The sequence below is a fragment of the Gammaproteobacteria bacterium CG11_big_fil_rev_8_21_14_0_20_46_22 genome, from assembly GCA_002796245.1.
In the GTDB taxonomy this organism is placed as follows: Bacteria; Pseudomonadota; Gammaproteobacteria; order UBA12402; family UBA12402; genus 1-14-0-20-46-22.
On record PCWT01000033.1, the window covers coordinates 1 to 21,964 of the forward strand.

The 21,964-nt window shown below is 39.2% G+C and carries 22 protein-coding genes; 3 read left to right on the top strand and 19 right to left on the bottom strand.

Translation table 11 applies throughout. The features are described 5' to 3' along the window. The 4 genes from COV52_04340 to COV52_04355 form a co-directional block, all read right to left on the bottom strand. A partial coding sequence (locus COV52_04340; protein PIR11336.1) for a recombinase occupies positions 1 to 556 on the bottom strand: 556 nt, incomplete at its 3' end. Positions 557 to 940: 384 nt separating this feature from the next. Beyond that, positions 941 to 1,150, bottom strand: coding sequence for a DNA-binding protein (locus COV52_04345; GenBank protein ID PIR11337.1), 210 nt, complete (start codon positions 1,148 to 1,150; stop codon positions 941 to 943). A 499-nt stretch (positions 1,151 to 1,649) separates the two neighbouring features. Continuing rightward, the gene (locus COV52_04350; protein PIR11338.1) at positions 1,650 to 2,057 is read right to left on the bottom strand and encodes a hypothetical protein; all 408 of its coding nucleotides are present in this window, start codon (positions 2,055 to 2,057) and stop codon (positions 1,650 to 1,652) included. Positions 2,058 to 2,819: 762 nt separating this feature from the next. Further along, entirely contained in the window at positions 2,820 to 3,797 is a 978-nt protein-coding gene (locus tag COV52_04355) for an oxidoreductase (GenBank protein ID PIR11339.1), read from the bottom strand. Between the two features lie 140 nt (positions 3,798 to 3,937). Here COV52_04355 and COV52_04360 point away from each other — a divergent pair, with 140 nt between their 5' ends. Beyond that, positions 3,938 to 4,330, top strand: a complete 393-nt coding sequence (locus COV52_04360) for a VOC family virulence protein (protein ID PIR11357.1) — start codon at positions 3,938 to 3,940, stop codon at positions 4,328 to 4,330. A 2-nt stretch (positions 4,331 to 4,332) separates the two neighbouring features. Here the strand turns inward: COV52_04360 and COV52_04365 are convergent, their stop codons facing one another. The 12 genes from COV52_04365 to COV52_04420 all read right to left on the bottom strand — a co-directional run bounded on the left by COV52_04365 (position 4,333) and on the right by COV52_04420 (position 16,540). Continuing rightward, positions 4,333 to 5,799, bottom strand: a complete 1,467-nt coding sequence (locus tag COV52_04365) for a hypothetical protein (GenBank protein PIR11340.1) — start codon at positions 5,797 to 5,799, stop codon at positions 4,333 to 4,335. Next, the gene (locus COV52_04370; GenBank protein PIR11341.1) at positions 5,723 to 6,451 is read right to left on the bottom strand and encodes a hypothetical protein; all 729 of its coding nucleotides are present in this window, start codon (positions 6,449 to 6,451) and stop codon (positions 5,723 to 5,725) included. The genes COV52_04365 and COV52_04370 overlap by 77 nt, the downstream gene beginning before the upstream one ends. Before the next feature lie 22 nt (positions 6,452 to 6,473). Then, on the bottom strand, positions 6,474 to 8,255 hold the full coding sequence (asnB, locus tag COV52_04375; GenBank protein ID PIR11342.1) for an asparagine synthase (glutamine-hydrolyzing): 1,782 nt from the start codon (positions 8,253 to 8,255) through the stop codon (positions 6,474 to 6,476). A 35-nt stretch (positions 8,256 to 8,290) separates the two neighbouring features. After that, positions 8,291 to 9,175 (bottom strand): peptidase, encoded by an 885-nt coding sequence (locus tag COV52_04380; GenBank protein ID PIR11343.1) that lies wholly within the window; start codon positions 9,173 to 9,175, stop codon positions 8,291 to 8,293. Positions 9,176 to 9,204: 29 nt separating this feature from the next. After that, positions 9,205 to 10,404 (bottom strand): hypothetical protein, encoded by a 1,200-nt coding sequence (locus COV52_04385; GenBank protein PIR11344.1) that lies wholly within the window; start codon positions 10,402 to 10,404, stop codon positions 9,205 to 9,207. Then, on the bottom strand, positions 10,364 to 11,662 hold the full coding sequence (locus COV52_04390) for a hypothetical protein (protein PIR11345.1): 1,299 nt from the start codon (positions 11,660 to 11,662) through the stop codon (positions 10,364 to 10,366). The genes COV52_04385 and COV52_04390 overlap by 41 nt, the downstream gene beginning before the upstream one ends. Before the next feature lies 1 nt (position 11,663). Beyond that, on the bottom strand, positions 11,664 to 12,872 hold the full coding sequence (locus COV52_04395) for a hypothetical protein (GenBank protein PIR11346.1): 1,209 nt from the start codon (positions 12,870 to 12,872) through the stop codon (positions 11,664 to 11,666). Beyond that, positions 12,869 to 13,579, bottom strand: a complete 711-nt coding sequence (locus COV52_04400; protein PIR11347.1) for a hypothetical protein — start codon at positions 13,577 to 13,579, stop codon at positions 12,869 to 12,871. Before COV52_04400 ends, COV52_04395 begins: the two co-directional genes overlap by 4 nt. Continuing rightward, positions 13,560 to 14,897, bottom strand: a complete 1,338-nt coding sequence (locus tag COV52_04405) for a hypothetical protein (protein PIR11348.1) — start codon at positions 14,895 to 14,897, stop codon at positions 13,560 to 13,562. Before COV52_04405 ends, COV52_04400 begins: the two co-directional genes overlap by 20 nt. Continuing rightward, on the bottom strand, positions 14,887 to 15,750 hold the full coding sequence (locus COV52_04410) for a hypothetical protein (GenBank protein PIR11349.1): 864 nt from the start codon (positions 15,748 to 15,750) through the stop codon (positions 14,887 to 14,889). Before COV52_04410 ends, COV52_04405 begins: the two co-directional genes overlap by 11 nt. Before the next feature lie 138 nt (positions 15,751 to 15,888). Then, entirely contained in the window at positions 15,889 to 16,059 is a 171-nt protein-coding gene (csrA, locus tag COV52_04415; GenBank protein ID PIR11350.1) for a carbon storage regulator, read from the bottom strand. A gap of 277 nt (positions 16,060 to 16,336) precedes the next feature. Beyond that, positions 16,337 to 16,540, bottom strand: coding sequence for a hypothetical protein (locus COV52_04420; protein PIR11351.1), 204 nt, complete (start codon positions 16,538 to 16,540; stop codon positions 16,337 to 16,339). 286 nt (positions 16,541 to 16,826) lie between these two features. On the opposite strand from COV52_04420, the gene COV52_04425 reads away from it, so the two are divergent. Both COV52_04425 and COV52_04430 read left to right on the top strand, forming a co-directional pair. Further along, positions 16,827 to 17,483: a hypothetical protein gene (locus tag COV52_04425; protein ID PIR11352.1), complete on the top strand. Its 657-nt coding sequence runs from the start codon at positions 16,827 to 16,829 to the stop codon at positions 17,481 to 17,483. Positions 17,484 to 17,494: 11 nt separating this feature from the next. Next, positions 17,495 to 18,025: a hypothetical protein gene (locus tag COV52_04430; protein PIR11353.1), complete on the top strand. Its 531-nt coding sequence runs from the start codon at positions 17,495 to 17,497 to the stop codon at positions 18,023 to 18,025. Here the strand turns inward: COV52_04430 and COV52_04435 are convergent. The 3 genes from COV52_04435 to COV52_04445 form a co-directional block, all read right to left on the bottom strand. Beyond that, positions 18,022 to 19,200, bottom strand: coding sequence for a hypothetical protein (locus COV52_04435; protein PIR11354.1), 1,179 nt, complete (start codon positions 19,198 to 19,200; stop codon positions 18,022 to 18,024). The genes COV52_04430 and COV52_04435 overlap by 4 nt on opposite strands. Further along, positions 19,187 to 21,217, bottom strand: a complete 2,031-nt coding sequence (locus COV52_04440) for a hypothetical protein (GenBank protein ID PIR11355.1) — start codon at positions 21,215 to 21,217, stop codon at positions 19,187 to 19,189. The genes COV52_04435 and COV52_04440 overlap by 14 nt, the downstream gene beginning before the upstream one ends. A 105-nt stretch (positions 21,218 to 21,322) precedes the next feature. Further along, positions 21,323 to 21,964: hypothetical protein (locus tag COV52_04445; GenBank protein PIR11356.1), on the bottom strand; the 642-nt coding region annotated here is incomplete at its 5' end.

Genomic DNA, 21,964 nt, shown 5'->3' on the forward strand with positions numbered 1-21,964 from the left:
GATCAGACAAAGGGTGTTTTTTGATAACATCCCATTCAAGCGCTTTTGAAAAGAGTGAGCGAAAATCAGAGATTACCCGATTAATAGAATTCGGTTTTTGTTCTGCAATAAGCTTTGTACGTAAACGCTCAACATCTTGTAACTTAATTTGATCTAGTGATTTATCAAAAAAACCACTAAAATGCCGTTTAATTGTTTTGACCGCTTCATCACCTGCCACATTATGTGCTTCTACCCAAGGTTGATAGTCTTGTTCTAAAAACTCTTTAATTGTGGGGGAAGTATCACGGTAATTGTATTTGGTATTTTTTGGGTCTTCTCCTGATGCAGCCAAACCCAGCAATTGCGTTGCTTTCTCTCTTGCTTTCTCAGGCTTAAGAACACCGACTTTACCGATATGCATTCTTTTGCTGCGCCAATATTGGATGACGTATGACATATTGCCTGATGGATTTACCCTGATTAAGAAACCTTTCAGGCTTTTATCTCTGACATCGTAATGTTTGTCTTTTGGTTTTAAGGTTTTGATTAGCGTAGCGCTAATATAATTTCCCATGGTGCTTTCTCCGGAATCCATTCCACACTTGAGAGTGCAATGAGAGCGCAGGTTTGGTAGTTTTCAATGTAAAACAGTATAAAATAAAACCAATCCAAGCACAAGCACCAAAATATGGAATTTAATTATTTATATAACACTGTGAGGTGATTTTGCGCTAAATCTATGTAATTCCAGGGAAAATGAATGGTAGGCACGATTGGACTCGAACCAACGACCCCCACCATGTCAAGGCAACTTCTCTAAAAATATATTCAAATTAACCATTTGAATAATATATTAAAATAGATAACAAAATTAAAACCATTATAATACAGAGTGCATATAGAGTGCAAGCTAAAAGCACGCTCTTGCAAAATGAAGCAAGAGCGTGCTGAATAAAGCCTAATTAATACGATCAACTCGTTGCTTCAAAATCCAATCATCCAAATCAGATCTTAAGTATCGCACTGACCGCCCCAGCTTAACATAAACCGGCCCTCTTGTGTCGCCAAATCCATAGCAGCGATCATGCTGCAAATAGGATACACTCATGCCGATATATTTAGCCGCTTCTTTTTCATTTAAGGTATGTAAATGACTCTCATGATTCATGGAAAAATCCTCATAATATTTGTTGTTAAGAATATTTCGGTGATATGAAGATAAGGAAATAATTTGCAAAACAGATGTGTCAGCAAAAATTATAGTTGAACAGCCTATAGAAAAAGTCACAGGCATAAGTTGAAATGTAAAATTAATCCCAGACCATTTAAAAATGAAAAGGATTGTATATCATTACTGGAGGCTTACTTATAATGCTATCACCTGGCTAAAAAATAAAATGCCACATTAATATCGCAATAACCTCAAAAACAAAGCGCTTCCCTAAAGAAGCGCATTGCCAGTTAAATAGTTTGACCGTCTAAATATAAATAGACAGTGAATAAACAGTTAAAATCCGATTTCATCAAATATTCACTTGATGAAAGCAGATAAATTTAATCGTTGACGCAAGCCTATAAAAGCCTGCAATGTTTATAGTTTAATGGCTTCAACAATGAAGCAAGTTTTAACCGCTAGAGCGGTAAATATTAAAAAATAAGATGAAGCTTTAATGGAAAATTTTCATCTCATAGTCAATCCAATCTCGCCCGCGTTGCAAGCGATCATGGAAGGTGGATTTACTGATCTTCTCTTGAGCCGCAATCATTCGCACCTTGTTTTTAACAACATCCGAGGTGTAGTAAGCTTTAATAGCTTTACCCCAGGCAGGTTTAGTTTTAATTAGCTCGCCAATCAGTTCATCCAACTTCTCTAGTTTACTCGGCCAAGGCGGTTGCCCTGTTGCTTGGCTGGAAATTTTAACGCCTAGATCACCCAGGTTTTTAAGTGCGTGCCCACTGGATGAAAACCCCAGCGACTGCATTAGTTCCTGTCGCGTTAAGCAGCCCCATGCCGACAACTCATCATGCATTGGGTGAATTTCTTTTTTAGATTGTCTTTGTTGACGTTTTCTCATACTTCATTCCTTCGTTATTATTTAAATAGTCGGAACAATCCATTGCGAAAACACAAAGCCTATTGCTTTGCACACAACACTAAAAAGTGAGAAATATAAATTATTTTGGGATTTCAGGTTTTCTGATTAAACCTCTGAAAGTAGAGCAATAATAGCACAAAATGGCCAATAATTGCAAGCTTTTTGATCAAAAAACTTAAGTTTTTTTATGCGTGTCCTATAACTGCTTGATATATTTAGTATTAAATTTTCGCAAATTTACAATTTTTTTAACTAAGAACCGGACAAAAACAAAAACAAATCGGATTTTTGAAATTCAGGCTTAGTTGGTATATGTTAGGAAGGTCACGGTCTTGCTGCATGGATGCAATCTTTACAAGGGAATGGGAAGCATGGCGGCTTCCTTTGTGACATCACCCTTTTTTTGAATAGGTTGAATTTCCTCGCCGCTGGTCGAATCGCCAGGACAGGCAAACCGGGTGCGGGAAGCACACTCCAGCGGTAATTAAGTAGTAAAATAAAAAATACTGAGTTGGAAATGTTTCACTTGTAAGCAAGCAATAAGTAGCAAACCAACCCAAAAAATTTATTGAACTTGAGTATGTGTAATGGATATAGTGGTTATTAACTCTGAAAACAGTGCGCATAACGCCTGATACAATTGTATTAAATTACGCTATCTCGCCTTTATTTTAATAAGCCTAATCTAACCCAAAGCGCGGGCAAAGCTCATTACCCGCGCTCAAAGTTAATATATATTACTTAAGGTCTACACGCATGAGTTTCAGCAAAAGCATTAACCCCTGTTAACTCAGACGTAAACTCCCAAAGCTTTCGTGCTTCATCAAGGTTAGTCGCATGCGCACAAACACCACGAAAATCCTCGGTTGGTTTAGGATAACCTTGAGCCACTTCACAGTCCTCACAGTATAGTCCACCCATTCCATCCAGCTTAGGTGACGTTGCTACCCATATTTGTGTGGCAGCACCTTGCGCAGGCGATTTAAACTCAGGGTCAACGACATTGCCATCCTTATCAACCCAACCTGCGGCAACCATCTCATCCATATCAAGATGCCGCTGCAAGGGCGTCTTAATTTTTCCAGGGTGTAACGAAAAAGCACGGATATTACGTGCCTTGCCGTACTCATCAAGCTGTAACGCAAATAAAGCATTTGCTGTTTTAGATTGACCATAAGCCACCCATTTATCATAAGGCTCTTTTTCGAAAGGGATATCGTCCCAACGTATCGGTGAAAGGTGATGACCCGCCGATGAAACACAAACAACCCTAGCACCATCTTTCAAAGAATCCCAAATTAAATTGGTTAATACATAATGACCAATATGGTTCGTTGCAAACTGTGACTCCCAGCCCGGCCCCACTCTTTTTTCTGGACAAGCCATAACACCCGCATTGCAAATTAATATATCTACTTGAACCCTTGAATCAGTAATATTTCGTGCAAATCGCTTAACGCTCTCTAAGTCAGATAAATCTAACTCCAAGACGGTGACACTGGGCAAACCACCTAAGCTTTCTTCAGCAGCAGCGACATCGCGCGCACCAACTATCACTTTAGCCCCAGCAGACGCTAAAGCCTTTGTTGACTCAAGGCCGAGCCCTGAATGGCCACCGGTAACGACTGCTGTTTTACCCGATAAATCCAAACCTGCTAATACGTCTGAAGCCGTTGATAATGCATTAAATCCAGAATTAATAGGTGATTGATCTCTCATAAGTTCTCTCCATAATTTTTAATGGCATACCTACATCGTGTCGATAATAGTGTGCTATGTTAAAAAACAATGTTTATAATACATTTTAGCGTGAATAAAAAGTTTAACTATTAACTTTTGGAGGCTTTACTACGATGAATATCAAAATCAGCCACATCGATCATGTCGTCATGACCGTTAAAGACATTGAAGCCACTTGTCGCTTTTATTGGGATATCTTAGGCATTCCTTCAATTACCTATAAAGAAACTCGAAAGTCGTTGTGGCTCGGCACACAGAAAATTAATTTGCATCCACATGGTAGCGAATACACACCGCACGCCAATGTAACCTCACCCGGCACATTAGATCTGTGTTTTATTACTGAAAACACTATCCATGAAGTCGTTGCTCACTTAAACGCTCAGAACATTCCTATCGAAGAAAGCCCAGTTGAAACCAATGGTGCACGAGGTAAAATGTGTTCAGTTTATTTTCGTGATCCAGATCTCAACCTGATTGAAATTGCACGGTATACGCACATTAACAAATAGCACTACGTTGGTGTGTCATACCTCAAGCCTTTAAGCAACACAATGCCAATCAGTGCGATAATAGGCAATATCCAAAACCCAAAACCAAAGACATGCATCACCTCTTCTTTGGGAATGAGGCTATCAGGCTTAAGGTTTAACGTCTGCAAGCTTAGCCCTACCAATACAGAAGACAAGGCCACGCCAAAACTAATCGACACCTGACGACAAGCATTAAACACCGTATTGACTGAGGGTAAATCGTCTTTCGAAAAACCGATCACGCTTAAGGTTTGTATGGGGGTGCCGCAGAGTCCGCTGGCTAAGCCTCTCACAAAAAAGAGGATCAAAGCAAAAATCAACACACCCTGATGGATCCATAAAATCATGGGTGTCAACACGGCAACACCCAATAGGCCGACCGCAATCGGCAACTTAGCACCGTATTGATTAAATAATTTCACCGAATAACGACTGACCGCCATGGCGCCAAACGCTTGCATTCCCATAATAAGACCTGCCATCGTCGCAGACAAGCCCACACCCATTTGCAAAAATAAACCCACCAAGAAAATCGCACCAAAATGACACGTTTGAAAACAAAGCTGAATCAAGTTAGCCTTAACAAAGGTTTTATTTTGAAAGAAATTAAGCTCAATCAACGGGTATTGCGTATGCTTTTCAATACGAATGAAGACAAACAACAAAGGTAACAAGATAAAAATAAGCAGCCCTAACGCCAGCATGATTTGATCTTTACCCAGCAATGAAAAAGCGTAAAAAACAATAATGAGCATGGCGGCTGATAACAAAAAACCATACAGGTCGAGCGGCTTTTTCTGCGTATGGGGCATCTCCTTTAAATAAAACGCTGAAACGAGTGCGATGAATAAGCAAATTGGCCCTGAAAAGAAAAAGACTAAGCGCCAGCTGACCCAATCCAACATCAAACCACCCAAAAAAGGACCTATTGCAGGCGCGACTAAGGCGGGTAAAAAAATATAGCTCGTGATACTGGCATATTCAGCCCTATCATACGTCCTATAAATCATGGTGGCGCCAACAGGAATTAATAGTCCACCACCCAATCCGTGAATAAAGCGCAAAAAAATCAAGGTATCGAGATTAGGCGCAAAAGCACATAATGTTGATCCAAACCCAAACAAACTCATCGCAAGAATATAAATACGCTTATATCCAAAGCGCTCAGCTAACCAAGTGCTAATAGGAATGGCAATGGCTAAAGCTAACAAGAATGCCAAATTGACCCAATCTGTTGAGACAACAGGGACGTGAAATGTTTTCGCGACTGTAGGCAAGGTAATATTCACGATGGTGAGATCTAATCGATCTAAAAATACCACCACGGTATAAATCAATGCCAACAAATACTTATAAGATAACTTCACTTGTTTAACCTTGATAAAACTCTGGCATAATATAACGCAAAGCTGCCCTCTCCACGAGTGATAAAATCGGATTCCAAACATCAACGATTAGAACAATACGTGTAAGCTCACTCTTATTCCATACTTCGTGCTCAAATGAATCATCAAACACAAGGCACTCTCCCGCTTTCCACGATTTTATTTCATCCGAAACACGAATGACAGCCTCTGATGGAGTGATTAATCCTAAATGTGTTCTTAACTTAAAGTTATGTGGGCCACAATGTGGCTTGATATGAATGCCTGGTGTCATTGCTGAAAAATACGTACGTCCAGCAATTTCAACGCCCGGAATCTGTTCTAATAATTTTGCTGTTACTGGACACCGCTCAATATTATCTTCATATTTCTCACCATTTTTGTAAAAGAAAAAAGTATTCCATGTCCCATCTCCTGCTAAATCATCATTTTCGGGATGAACAGCCATTTTATTTTCCTGAAAAACTTTTAATGCCTCTGCCTTGATCGCTTCATAATTTTCTTCTAATAGCTTAACCCAGGGATACTGCCCCGCTTCATGCCAAGCACTGGCTTTATCATCTTCTAAGTAACATGCTGGAAATTGCACAGGATCGTTAAGACCGCGGTCAGCGCGCCTCCCCCTCTCAAGCATCGAAAACACACGAGCCAGATTAGCTTCATCAATTTTATTTTCCTCGGACCATAAACGTAATTTTTCTATTTTTTCTTTCATAATACCCTCCAACTAAGTGACTTTAATAATTAATTTTTTGAAACCAAAGTTCTAACACCATTACAGACCAAAGCATATTCGCCGTATCTGCCGATTCATGTCTCACCTGATCTTTGATTAGTTTCATGATTGAGGCTTGATTAAATAAACCACGATTGCCAAAAACTTGGCTTGTAAGTGTAGATTGCATAATGTCGAACAATACAAAACCAGGCTTCATCATCGCCACAATTGGCAATGTAAACGGTTGCTTCGGACGCTCAATAATAGACTTAGGTAGCTTGTCTCTCGCTGCACCATACACCAATTTTTTAACGCTTGATGCATCCAAAAGAAATTCATCAGGTGCCTTTCGTGAATAGTTAATAATGCGCGGCTGACAAAACGGCACCCTGACTTCTACAGAGTTAGCCATGCTTAAATGGTCAACCCGACTTAAAATATACGATGGAAATCGCTCAAGTTGATCAAAATTAAGTAATGACTTCAATCGACTATTAAAAGCAAGCTCGTTATCTTCAATCTTATTCCTTGCTCCATTTAATACTTCGCTTTTTCTTGACTCAAGAAAAGTTAAATAGTCAGAATGATAAACGAAGTTTCGCATAGATGCTGTTGTTGCACATAGGGTATCAAAATAGCCACTAAACCAGTCAGGATTACTATCAAACGTCGCACGTCGAAAACGCTCATAGCCACCAAAAAATTCATCGGCACCCTCACCTGTAATTGCCACCTTAAAACCGGCGTCACTTACTGACTTGAATAAGGCATAAGTGCTTAAGGCATGTGGCGCAGAATTGGGTTGCCCTAGATGATCAACGGTTTTTGATAATATATCAGGAAATTCACTTTCACGAATCAGTACCTGTTCATACTTACCCTTGTAATATTCAACCACTTCTTTTGCGAAATGGCGCTCATCAGCAGGCCAGTTACCCTCATAAGCGACATTGAAACAGGTTAAATCAGGCAGATATCGCGATGCCAAGGCTGTCATATAACTTGAATCTAGACCACCACTCGTCACTAAACACGTCGGCGCTTCAGCTTGTGTCATTAGACCCATTTCTTCAGATAACAGATCATCAAGCCGTCGTGAGGCATCGTCCAAATTACTCGGTACTATTTCATCAATACCCAAGCGCGTTTTATATTGCGATACTTTAGCTGGCTGACCAGCTGTTTTGACTAACATACTTGATGGCGGCAACGTTTGAATACCATCAAAAAATGTCTTTTGATGCCAGATAGAACGTCCAACTAAATATTCATGAACAGCTTCTGGCCGAATGCGGCGCTCAATAGGAAACTCTAGTAAAGAAGGTAATTCGGACGAAAAATATAAAGCATCGTGAGAAAAATCCCAGGAGTAATACAGGGTTTTAATCGATGCTGTATCATTAGCTAAAATTAATTTTTTCTCGGTACGGCAATCAATGATAGCGATTGCAAACATACCATTGAGGTATTCTACAAAACGAGTGCCATATTTTTCATACAGTGGAATAATGACCGAACCATCGCACGCATCAAAAGTATACCCTTCTCGATTTAGTTCATTTTTCAAGGCCTGGTGATTATAAATTTCACCGTTATACACAGCCCAAATTTTGCCTTTATTGAAAGGCTGCTCCCCACCAGAAAGTCCCTGTATCGCTAGACGGTTATTACCTACAGCCCACGTCTCTCCGCGTTTTAGTGTTTGATGATCAGGCCCGCCGTTTCGCTGTGCGAGCTGAACTCTCTCAAGCACACGATCAGATATTGATCGCTCTCCAAAATATCCAAATATTCGACACATCAGTTTTTTCTCTTATTTCTTCAGTTAATTGTGGTTTATGCAGACTGCTTAGCTTCTGGCATATAACGCTCAAGCATCTCTAAAACAATGGCAGCTTGGTTTGCCATTCTTAAGCCTTCTTTTTTCCCAGGGATAGAACCATGCACTGAAACAGCAGAGTTACCTGTTTTAAGGTATACTGGAGATGCAATGCGAACTATCTCTGGTGCTTCATAAACACGAATGAAACCGCCTGAGGCTAGCGGGTTGTCTGTATGGCAATCGATAGGAATATCGACAGCCTCACGCAATGCTGCAATCATTGGAAGCTGAAGGTCTCTCACTGCATTAATGCTATCGGCGCCAAGACTTTCTAACATTTTAAAAGCAGCGGGATTACCATGGCCACAATGTGCCGACACTTTAAATTTAATCGATTTTGGCAGCACACCATTAGTGCGCATTTGAACTAACAACCAAAGCAGCCCCTCGTCATAAATGACAAAGGCGGCAACGCCAAGATCAATCCCACGTTTAATATCTTCTATGGCCCGAATAAGTTGTTCCTGCCCCCTTAAACGATAGGCAATCGTTCGGCCTTGCGCCGTTGAAGCCGTTGCACTGGTATCGTAAGCAGCTCTTGGCCCTGTTGACATCATCAGCTCACAGCCATATTGATCACAAAGCTCAACCATTCTTTTAATTTCAGCTTTTGTATGGCGGAACATGCCAAATGTCTCTGTTACGCGGTTAATTCTAACGTTAACCCGTTTAGACTCATCTAGCAGTGCTGACATAGCTTCAATAGAATTAACCGTTGGAATTTCAATTTTAAAATCTCCACCATCATCAAACCTTTTTGTCGAATCAGGTAAGTCATTTCGATCACCCAGCGGCAAGCCAAAGGCTTTTAATGTACCACGTGTTTCTTCAAATATCATAGATTTCTCCTGTTTTTCGCCATAGATCACTACTGGCTATTTTGTAATTTACTCAAGGCTGTCAAGAACCGATTAATCTCAAGTTTTAGACCAATCTCAGTATCAGCCGAAAGAATCGCTGCCATAGGTAACGCCTCAAATTGATAAGTAACTTTTGATGCTGACTGACTATCTGAGTTTTTTTGATAAAATTTCACCACGTGTGTCGACTCTGATAGTACTTCGAATACGGGAACACTCTTTTTAGACAACAAATGAAAGCTCATTGGCGCCAAAACCTGACCAAAACATGATTGATTTTCCTTGGCAGATAAGTGCTCTTTTGCTAATTCACCTTTAATCTGAGAGGCAATATCTAATACATTCAAATTTATCCCTGTCTTTAAATGATACATTTGAATAATTTCAGCGCCACCCGCTCGTGCCGCACACTCTAGAAATGCAGGGCCTGATCGCGTTAAAATGAATTCAAGGTGAAAAGTAACACACTCACCACCTAATGCTTTGAGACAACGTTCTGCAAAATTTAAGTAACTATTATGCACCTGATAACTCGCCACTGGGCTTCCTTGTGCAAACTCAAGACAACTACCCATATAGCGATGCGCTAACATCGTGACGATCCTACCCTGATAGAAAAAACCATCAAGATGGTAAATATCGCCCTCAATATATTCTTCTAATAAATAGCCCTCTTCATCAACAGAGTTTTCTTTTTTTTCTACATACTCAATCGCCTGGGAAAAAGTTTCAAAACGACTTATGCCAACACTGCTTCCACCATCAACAGGCTTAAGTATGGTTTTACCTTGCCAAGGGTATTGTGCTTCGCTCAGTCCACGCAAATGATTTAATGAAAAACTTTTCGGCACACGAACTCCCTTTGAGATCAAACGATTTTTCATCTCACGCTTATCTCGATATGCCTTCGTCTCTTCAACAGGCAGTCCTGGCAGGTTGAAATGTGCTCTTAACTCTGCTGCAAATAACAACAATCTTTCTTGGCGTGTAATAATTCTATCAACACCACCAATAGCCGCTATTCGCCTAATTAAATCGGCCTTATCCCATTCTGATACGATCCACTTCTCACATTTTAATCCATCAGGAACCTGCTCAATAAAACTCTTCAAGCCACAATAAATAATCTCATTGGCATCATGATCAACAGCTTGATGATATTTAACCTTACGATACGGATTTTGGTGTAGAAATAATATTTTCATCATAATAACCTTCAAACTTTGCTAACTTTACGGCTTCATTAAGCATAAGATCCCGATCAACACCCAATAGCTCAACATTCCAGGCTGACATATATCCCTTATTAGCAGGACCAATCAGATCACCTGGTTTTGCTTTTACCTGATATTGCGAAAAACCCACTCGCTGCTTAATGAACTCAAGCCCCTGTAATCCACTAAATTTCATTACACGTGATGGATACGGAGAAACAATACAAAAATTGCGTTGATACTTTGGTGTTACGTTAGGCTTTTTTCCCTCAAACATACGAAGGGTCTCGAGATTTAAGTCGATGCCATAAGCAGTTCTAATCACATAATTTCTATGCCCGCCTGGTCGCGCTGCTATTTCAAGTAACTTGGGGCCGTCTGGTGTCACAATAAACTCCGCATGAAACGCACTTTTCCTAAGCCCTAATGCCGAAATGGCCTTATCAACAAGCACTTTTGAATTTTCTTGCACCCCAACTTCCAATGTGCTCGGCGCGTAGCGAACTCGATGACCGAAATCCTCAAATCCTAAATCTTTACCCGTTAAAACATCGACTGTAGGCGTTTGAAACACATCCCCCGCCCCATCTACAATGCCATCGATTGAGTGAACACTACCTGACAAATACTCTTCGGCTAGTATTTGCTTATCTTCTTCTGAAACTATACCTTTTTTATCGAGATACTTTATTAAGGTGGTTCTTAAATCCACATAAGCCGAATAAAGCTCTATTACACTCATTACTTTTTTAACGAACAAACTGCCATACAAGGCTTTAGGTTTAAGTATCACAGGAAACCGGAAATTATTAGCGACCTCTTCGAGATCTTCTTTTGAACGAATAACCTTGAAACCTGTTAAAAACGCTTGTCCAAGCTGACTAGCCAGCACCTTTTTCATCGACCATTTATCTAGGCACAAATTATATGTAAACGCCGAACTTTCCTTTTTGCTTAAAACTGTATTAATTAAAACTTTTGCGGGAATAAAATACTCACGTAAACACAAAACGTATTCAATCTGATATTGCTCAGATATTCCCCTTATCAGTGAAATGAACTCAGCGTTTAGTTTTGTTAAGTCATGAAAATACTTAGCTTCAAAAATTTTGTACTGTATGCTTTCTTGGAAAAATGACTGATCGCCAAGCAAAATTAAAACATAACCTTCTTCAACCAGCCTTTCGTACTCACCTCTGCGAATATTACCGACGATTAACACGACTTTTTTATCTTCTTTAACTAAGCTCATATCAAACTACCTCATTGAGCTGCTTATAATTAGTCGCTCGTCTATTCAAAAATGCACTAAAAATAGTTAAAACTGTCATCAAAAGGAAAACAGCTGTGTGCCCAAAAAACTGGAAAGCCAAGCCCCCAGCAAACGGTCCAAATGAGGCGCCCATTTGTCTTAGGCTAGCCGCACCAAAAAACAAGCCTCGCTTATCTTCTGGAGCAAATAAATCTGTCATCACACTTTGTGTTGGAACTACTAGCACCTCACCCAAAGTAATGGCCAACATGAACACAATAATTAGTGACTTATAGATGGGTAAGAGCGCCATCAATAAACAGCTCATAGAGAAAATAAGATTCCCCCAAAAGACTACCTTTCTCGGCGAAAGGTTTTTTGTCGCCATATACATCAAAGGCTGAAAAGCAACGACAGCAAGTCCATTTAGTGCACACATCCATGAGAAAAATCGCACGCCATCGACAAATGATCTTTCGAGTATCAAAGAGAAGTTACTCGTAATTTGCGCATACGCCATACTGAAAAATATGGCGCTCAGAACAAAGAGTGAAAACTTTTTATGATTTATGACCAGCTTAATAGAAGCCCACAAACTTTTGTATGAGCCATTCGGTTTCTTGCTTGATTTAATTTTTCGAATGACCAGTACAACAAAGACTGTATAAATCAGGAATAAAATGGCACTTAATAAAAATGCAACGCGTCCACCAGAAGCACCAATATAGGCACCAATTACTGGCCCCATAGCAGCGCCAATATTTGCTACCAAATAACGAGCATGAAGGAACTTGATTTTTTCTTGAGCTTCACAGTTGTCGCTAATTAAAGCCTGGCTAACGGGTGAAAAAAATGAAGAAAAAAGACCATTAAAAAAATTCAGCACTGAAAAAATAACCACTTTATCAATAGATGCCGTGTTAACCATAGTTGCAAGATAAAACACAAAATAGACCACGGCTGACATGACGAGAGAAATTAAAATAATTCGATGCCGGCCAAAATAGTCGGATAAATGACCACCCCAAAAGCCGGCTAAGCAGGCAGCAAATGGCTGACACCCCACAATAAATCCAATCCAACCAGCCGAAAGTGTTGTGTGCGCAGATAGATATATTGCCAAAAACGGCAAACTCAACATAGAAGCTGCTTTTGTCCAAAAGTTACCGAACAATATAATGACGATAAAAGGAGAAACTTTACGGATCATTTCGCGCTCTCCGATATGTTAAAGTCAAGCAACAACATATCCCTATAGCCATGCATCTGACTAGGACTTGTTACAACAGGGGTAACGTTATGCCATAATTTTTCATCATCAACAAAAATAGCATCCAATGAATTTTTTAATGTAATACGAGCAACTTCGTTTTCGAGTGAAGAATATAAAATGCTTTCACCACCCTCTACGTTTCTTCGATCAATCAAAATCTGAGCCACAAATCGATGCCCATCTTGATGAACACCTTCTGGAGTAGCCATGCCAGCAACACCTTTGCTACACTCCACTCTAATCTGATGCACATTGACCAACCAACTGGTTGAAATTTTGGATAAAGGCTGCCTAGAAGCAAAATACCGAATAAATTCGTGCAGTAAGTCTGATTGTTGAAACTCGCTTGTTAAACATTCAAATTGTCGATAAACACCGCCATTAAGCGTATTGTATTTTTCAGCTTGGAAAAATGGTGCATTACCTAAAAACTCCAGCCTATTGCTCGCATTATTTAAAATAAACTGCCCATAGCGACGTCGACGATATCGCCCACCATCTTTCATATAAGGATCGAAGGTTAAGTTGTTCCAATAACCTGCAAATACCCCAAACCCTTCACTATTAGAAAAAATTTGGGTTGAAGCAAAGTCACTTGCAGCTAATAGCTCATACCCTTGTTTTTCAATGCTGGCTAGCATCATAATTACCTTGAATTAGTCTATTTATACTTAAATTGTCATCAAAGCTATAATGAACTTCATTTGAGTTGCGCATTAGTTCTGAAACCTCTGAAGCAACGCCATGAGAACCTCTCTCACCTTCATTGGCACGTGCCATCAAATCGGCAATGTACACCATCTGATAAGGTTCAAAGCCTTTCCGCGTTAATTCTTGTGTGCCAAGTCGAATAACGGCCTTATCCCGCATTAGCCTAAAATTCGTTGCGATACCTGAAGCAAGCAAACGCTGAAAAAAAGCTTTGCCTGAAAATTCGTCTTTAAACTCAATAAGAATAATGTGAGTCGAATGATCATTCGGATATAAAACGTTAAAACCCAGTTTTAATAATTCATTTTTTAGTGCCGCAGAATTTTCCAGCATCTTAATGGCGTACTCCTTTCCCCAAAGCTCCATTTCCAGCATGCTGATGCAAAGCGCCATCAAGTTATGTGTATGCTGGCTTGATACCAATGCATCATCTAATGCTGAACTAAGCCTCTCTTGCACCAAAGAATTTGCAAATATATACAATGCTTTTTGCGGACCTGGAAAGGATTTATGCGTATTAGCTTGTAATAAATCACAACCTTCAAGCAAGGGTGACTGAAATAGCCCGCCTGCCATCAAGCCAAGTGTATGAGAAGCATCGTAAGCAATGAAAACTGAGTCACCGACAGTCTCTCTAAGCCTTTTGATATTGAGAGGGCGTTGTGGACAACCATGCTCAAGGATTATTAACGTAGGCTTACTTTCGTTAAGCATCTCTCTTAAACGATTAAAATCTACATCCTGTCTTTCCCGATCCCATGGCATATAAACTGACTTTCTACCCGACATTTCAACCACACCTCGTGTAGCGAAATGTCCACCGTCTCCAGGATCAATCGAATAAACAACCTCATTGACTGAGGTTAACGCCAATACGGAGCACATCGTTGCATGAACGCCAGATAGCGGCCTAAAATCAGCACCAATACCTGAAAATATTTTAACAGCAACATCGTATGCTTTAGTTTCAAGCTGTGTTAACGCGGGTTTTTCGGTATAAAGCAAACTACCTTTCTGCTGATAGTCAGCATTAACAGGTGCTTTAGCAATTTCACCCAGTCTATAACGAAATCCAAGTTGACTTTGAAGGAAATAACGCGCACTTTTCGACAAAATATTATCATATGCGCATAAATTCAACGTCAACTCATCACGCCACTCTTCACAAATCAAGCTGTGAAACAAAGCATCATACTTATACAAGTCTGTTAATTTATGTAACTTTTCTGAAATTTCATTATTAAGAAACATACCCACTCTCTGACTTTAGTTCTTTTACAAATGTCTTCGTCATTTCAATATATTTTTCTGCGCTCGTCGGTCTTGAAAACTCATCTACAATGGCGGCACCTTCATAGCCACATTTTTTCATTTGAGCCAGCATAGCTTTCATAGGCAAAACACCCTCACCTAGTGGAACATGTCGATGCTTGTTTTCAGGCATATCATTAAAGTGAACAACGCGCGTAATGGGTGTGTATACTTTTATACGATCCATTAGTTCTTCATAAGACAAACCCCAGGTTGCTAAGTGAACCAAATCCAAGGTCACATAAATACCTTTATCGCGATGTAATTCGATATGCTCTTCTGCATTAAAGACTAAGTATTTTGGTCGATCATTTCCCATATTTTCTAAACACAAAGCAACATTATATTTATCAGCATACGGTACAAGTTCGTCCAACGATTTCAATAATTGTCTCATTGCTACTTCTTTATTTGGCTTATTAAAGCCTGGATGAAAAGTTAAAAATCTAGCGTTAATATCATGGCAAAACCGAATAGCTAGCTCATGTTTTTGTATAGCAAGTGCCCTCTCACCTTCATCCTCAGCCGCGAGATTTGTATCTTTTTTTAGATAAGGTGCATGAACAGATACATGGTTCAAACCCAACAGCTTCTTCTTTAGGGTATCGCATAAAAGCTCATATTCTTTATCACTTGCCTGAGCTATTCGCTCTAAAGCATCATCTTCGATCTCGATTTCAATAGCATCAAAATCCAAAAGAATCTTGTCAACAATACCTTCAACCTCTGCCGGGTTATCAAAAACGTTAGTTGAAAATCCAATAACAGGGTATAGTGAATTTAATTTAGCCATAGAATTACCTCTTTAAATTTTTAATTGGAAATCTTCATCTTCTCAGTCAAAGCACTGACTGAAATTGATTGATATGTATATTTTGATCGAACGTACTGCATATTCTCATCGGTGTGAACGTACTGTTTAAATTATTTTTTACTTCTGCTCTTTCAGTAATTTTTTTACTACTTCTACTCGATGCACCGGAACATTTTTATCCGCTTTAAATCCCAACCGTACCTGATTATTTTTAATGCTTAATAACGTGACATAAATGTCCTCACCAATTTTTACTGTTTCACCTACTTTTCTTGACAATACCAACATGTGTATCTCCTATCACTTCTGTCCTAATTCATGTGCGCGTTTTTTAATTTCTTCCAATGCACCAATTTCAATTTTTGTGCTGACCGTACCGATGCCGCATTGTTGCTGTTCGTACAGCGTTACCAATACTGGACTAATTAATTGCTCAACGGACTCTTTGTCTTGTTCATCTAATATCACTTTCACTATCACCAACCTCCTTCTTAAAAAGCGCTTTGGGCGATTGTTTGTGATTGTTTTTATCTCGCCCAGAACGCTACCCGGGCAGCAAGACCATTTATGTATGACGACGTATTAAGTAAAGTCGCTTTAATTGCTGCCTAAACGACTGCTCTAATAGCTGTTCACGACTTTGATTAAGTGCATCATTAATTTTGGGAAGTGTGGTATTTAGACAGTGCGCTAGTTGTTGCTTGCTGTAACCATCGTTTAAGATAAGTTCACTTAACATCCAATCGATACTTAGCGTAACCGCTTTCATCCTCAAAGCCCCCTTGCTCAAAACGATTTCAATTTTGGAGAGGATGGAGGGTTCTCAACCGAAAGGTCTTTTGGTAAGATTTCCAGTTGAGAAGTCGGTCTTAAGCAATATTCCATCTTCTCTTATCTTCATATCGAGCAAGTTGCCGCTTGCTCGATATTTCTTCAGCTTTTTCTTTCAAATAGCTTCCATATGGGTTATATTACTACACATTGTTTTGATGTCAATACAATTTTGAGTAAATTACCCATATTTTTTGTAAAGTGGGTGATTTTTTGACGGGAAGATGAGTAAGTCATTGATAAGTAACATATTAAAAACATTGATGTTTAAGAAAAACGTCAATACATCGCAATTAGCACGGGAACTTAAGTTACCACAACAAACCCTGCAGCGCATTGTTTCAGGGGTTTCCCCTCATCCGCATGGCAAAACCCTGAAGCCTATTGCTGACTTTTTTGACGTTAGCCTCGATCAACTAAAGGGTAAAAGCCCACTACCTGATTCTGCGGTTGACATGGGACTACCAACCATAACTAAAGCTAAAGCTAAAGAAGTGCCCATTATAGAGTGGAATGAAGTAGAACCTTACCTAAGCAATCCAGAGGCCTTCAACGCCAATGAACTCGCTTTTGCAGACCCGAAATTATCTGAAGAAACTTTTGCGATTACCTTACCTGACTCATCAATGGAACCGTACTTTCCAAAGGGCTCTTTATTAATCCTCGACCCCAAAAAACCAGCAAAAGACCGTTGCTTCGTCTTAGCAAAGATAGCAGAAAGCGACACATTGATTTTTCGTCAACTCTTAGTTGATGGCGAGCACCAATACTTAAAACCACTAAACCCAGACCTAAATGCCTTCCCCATGCGTTTACTAAAAGGTAGCGACACTATATTAGGTGTGATGGTTGAATTTCGTCATAGATATGACAACTTGTAGGAGGCACATAAATGAAACAGCGCTCGAAGCTTATTAAATTTCTAACACGGATCGTTCGCCTTTGGAGAAAGCTTAATAAAAGCAACCAAAGTTACACTCCCGCATACCGTGTCGCCAATATCGAAAAAAATACAGAAGGCGAGTATGAAATCACTGTTCAATTAATCGGTAAAAACGTTATTCATAAAGTTGCACCCGAAAAATTATTGGCTGACGACAAAATGGTTAACTGCTTTTCACCAACAGATATTAGAACACTAACTTACCTTGGCTATCTTGAAATGCACAGCCCAAAATATAAAATTCTGGCAAAGCGTTTATCAGAAAATACTGACCAAACACTTTTTGCAATACAAAAAAAGGGAGAGAGGAAACACCGCGTTGTAACAGCCAATGATATCTCAAAAGATGAAGAAATCATTAGGCATTTAAGCCAAAAGGACGCGCACATGGTGGGGATAACAACCGCCACTGAACAACACGCACTAGAGAAAAAACAGAAAGAAAAGATTTTAAAGCAGCTTAAAAAGAACCAACCTTAAATTTTCTTAAAACCACAGATTATGTCCTGACAATCTAGCTCATTCAAAAAAAATTGTCGATTTACTGAAAAAACATTTTCAAAACCAGCCAAGGTTAACAACTTAAGCCAATTATCAACACAAACAACAGGGCTACCAGAAACACGCCACTTCTGGTCTTCAAATGCCCACCAACCATCAAGAAACCCGTATACTAATGTAGAAAAGTCTCTTTTGATAACTCCTTCATTAATAATTAACAACCCTCCATGTTTTAATAGAGTAATAACATAGTTTAAGGTTGTTAATAGGTCTTTTGCAGTATGAAGAACATTTGTAGCAACTACAATATCATATTGTCTTTTAACCCCCTGTTTGCCTGGTTCTTCGTTAATATCAAAAATAAAAAAATCTAAAAATCGGTAATTTCCCGCATTTAAAATGCTCACTCCATGCCGCGTAAACGTTTTAGAAATATCTGTATAAGCATAGTTCGAACATAGTCCACTCGAAGCTAGCTCTGGCAAAATAGACACAGTCGTAGAACCAACACCAGCGCCCAATTCAATAATAGAAACCTGGTTTTTATCATGAGAACAATAAAAATCAGCATACTCATTAACTAAAGAAGAAACCAGAGTATTAAAAAAAGCGGCATCTTTACTTGATCTATATAATCCTTCTACTATAGAAAGACTACCCGATGGAAACATTATGTTTAAAAAATTAACCTCTCCAGACAATATTTTTAAGTAAGAGCTCATAACACTCTTTAAGAAGTTAGCACTTTGAATAACTTCTGGATATATTTTTACAATATCATCAAATACTTTATTTAAATAGTCCGTCGAAATAAGTGGAACTTGAGCTGCTTCGTAAATTTCACCATGTATTTTTTTTAAGCACCCAAAATCGACCAAAAGCTCAAGCAAACACCTCAACAACTTTATATATTTTGGCTGTATTTTTAATGCATGCTGAATATCTGATGAATCAGCGATATCACCTACGTTACAAAATACATTTTTCTTTAAAAAAAAATAGAAAATATATAATACGCCCCACTTTTCCAGCTCACTTATACCAGATTGAAAGTGCGCAAGTTCAAACTTATTTAAACCGATATTTTTTAGCCGCTCATTAAAGCGAGACATAATATTTTTGCTAAAATCTAAATCATCATTAACTTTCATCATTTAACTTAATATAGATGTATGCTGCAATTTCTTTTGGAGTCGAGCAACTACTCAACTTGCTCTCAGGTATCTCTACCCCCAACTTTTTCCTAATTTCCTCAATCAACTGAAGGATCAAAAGGGAGTCTCCACCTAAATCATAAAAATCATCTGTCGCACAAATCTGATCACTCCCTAAAAAACTTTTAAAAATAGCAGTCACCTCAAGTTCAATTGTCTCGCGAGAGAAAAACTTACGTTTTTGAGACGGAGACGACCGTTCAGTAGTAGAATGATCTTTTAATATATATGGCTTTGCCCAGTATTCTCTGCTCTCAAAAGGATAGGTGGGCAACGCCAACTTGAAAGGTTTAGACGCTCTGTATAGCTCTTGCCAATTCACGTCCTCCTTAGCAAGCCATTGTTTAGCTAGCCTATATAGGGTTTCGTATGCCAGTTTAGTCGATTCACATAGCGTGTCATCATTAACTTGTAAAGCTTCCAATTGATCAAGATCACCAAGCCTTTCAATTGCCTGCTCTTTAGTAAAGCAAATGCAGGCAAATCTGTCTTGCATAGTTTTTCGCCCTACCTGCAGCGTATATGCGATATCTTTAAGGCTAGCTGCTGGGTTAAGCTTTAAGTAATTTATTATTTTTCTACGTCTTCGAATCAACCCGGTTCGTTTCTTAGCAGACAGCACAATCAACACCGGCAAATCATCATTGCAAGAGCCTGGCAACTGAGGTGCTTCTTGTAGCACAAGATGGGCGTTAGTGCCTCCAATACCAAAAGAGCTCACCCCAGCAAACCTTGACGAATTTTCAGCAGCCCATTTAACTGGTGAAGTGTTAATACAAAAATTTATATCATTTAAGTTTATCGCAGAATTGAGCTTTTTAAAGTTAATATTTGGTGGAAAACATTTATGCTTCAAAGCCTCTATTGTTTTTATTACGCCAGCAACGCCAGCAGCAACATCCAAATGTCCGATATTCGGTTTAAGCGCCCCTAAAGCAACTTTGCTTTTTACCCCTTGCTTCGAAAACACTCTACCAAGCGCTCTAACTTCTATAGGATCACCGATTAAAGTACCTGTACCATGAGCCTCTAGGTAGGCTATATCATTTGGTGTGATTTTAGCTCGATCAAGAGCTGCTTCTATGACCTTTTTCTGTCCCTCAACACTCGGGGCTGAAAACCCAATTTTATTAGATCCATCATTGTTAACCGCACCTCCTCTAATAATTGCATGTATATTATCATGATCTTCCAGAGCCTTAGAAAGGCGTTTCAAAACCAAAACCCCCAAACCATTGCCAGGCACCGTTCCCACAGCTTTCTCATCAAAGGTTCTGCAGTGGCCATCTTTTGACAAAATCATACCATCTTGATACAAATAGCCTGACTTTAATGGCGTTGTTACAGAAACGCCACCAGCTAAAGCAATTTCACAACTTGACGCTAATAAACTTTCACAAGCCATCCAAATTGAAACCAAGGAAGTAGAGCAAGCTGTTTGTACATTGACGCATGGCCCTGTTAAGTTAAGCTTGTAGGCTAGCAAAGTGGTCAGAAAATCTTTAGCATTGTGAGTAAGAAGTAACATATCTTTTGATTGTGACTCAGAAACGAAACCCTCCTCATTTGATAAAGCATCACCATAATTGCTCGTCGAACAGCCAGCAAAAACACCCACGCGATCATTAGAGGAGCCAGGAACATAAGCAGCATTTTCTAATGCCTCCCAAACAACCTCAAAAAATAAACGAAATTGTGGATCAAGCATTGTGGCTTCATAAGCGCTAAAATTGAAAAAGTCAGCATCGAAAAGAGCCGCATTTTTTAGATACCCCTTTGCTCGAATATAGTTAGGATTATCCAACAAAACTTGAGGCACGCCAGAAGACAGAAGTTCCTGATCGTCAAAAACAACAATAGACTCGACCCCATTTTCTATGTTGAACCAAAATTCATCAATGTTCTTTGCCCCAGGAAAGCGGCCAGCCATCCCGATAATTGCTATATTATCTTCCATAAATTACTAAAACTGTGTTTTATTACCATACCCAACTATTATGATTCAGTATAACACTTGCCTCGGATTTTCGCAGCAATTCTACGAAACCATAAAAATCATTTATCAGCCTCTGTCAAAACTATCAGCCAAATTCGGATACTGTGTACGTATAAATTTGGCGTATTTTCTAATGGTTGGATATTCAAATAAGTCAACCACCGAAATATCATCCAAGCTTAACTCAGCTTGCAGAATAGCATGTAATGATAAAGCTTTAATGGAGCTTCCTCCAATATCAAAAAAATTATCATCTAATTCAATTCTTGAAACCTGGAGTATTTTTTGCCAAGCTAAAAATATGACCCTCTCTAATTTCGACATATTCACCTGCTTTTTATTTTTTCTATCAAGAATCGACAAGTTTTTAAGAGTATCTATATCGATTTTATCATGACCCGTTTTTGGCAACTCATCAATCTGCGACCAATGGCTTGGCAGCATATATTCTGGCAAAAATAAACGCGCCTGTTTTTTAATATGCTTCAACAAGGTATCGTTTATTCGACCCGTATAGTAACAGACCAAAGTTTTACTGCCTCCTAGCTCTTTATCGACAATACAACAGTGCCCAAGCTCACCAAACCCCGACAGAATGTTCTCAATTTCTTTTAACTCAATCCGATATCCCCGAATCTTCACCTGATTATCATTGCGACCAACGTAAACCAAATCGCCATCTGGTAAATACTTTACCAAGTCGCCTGT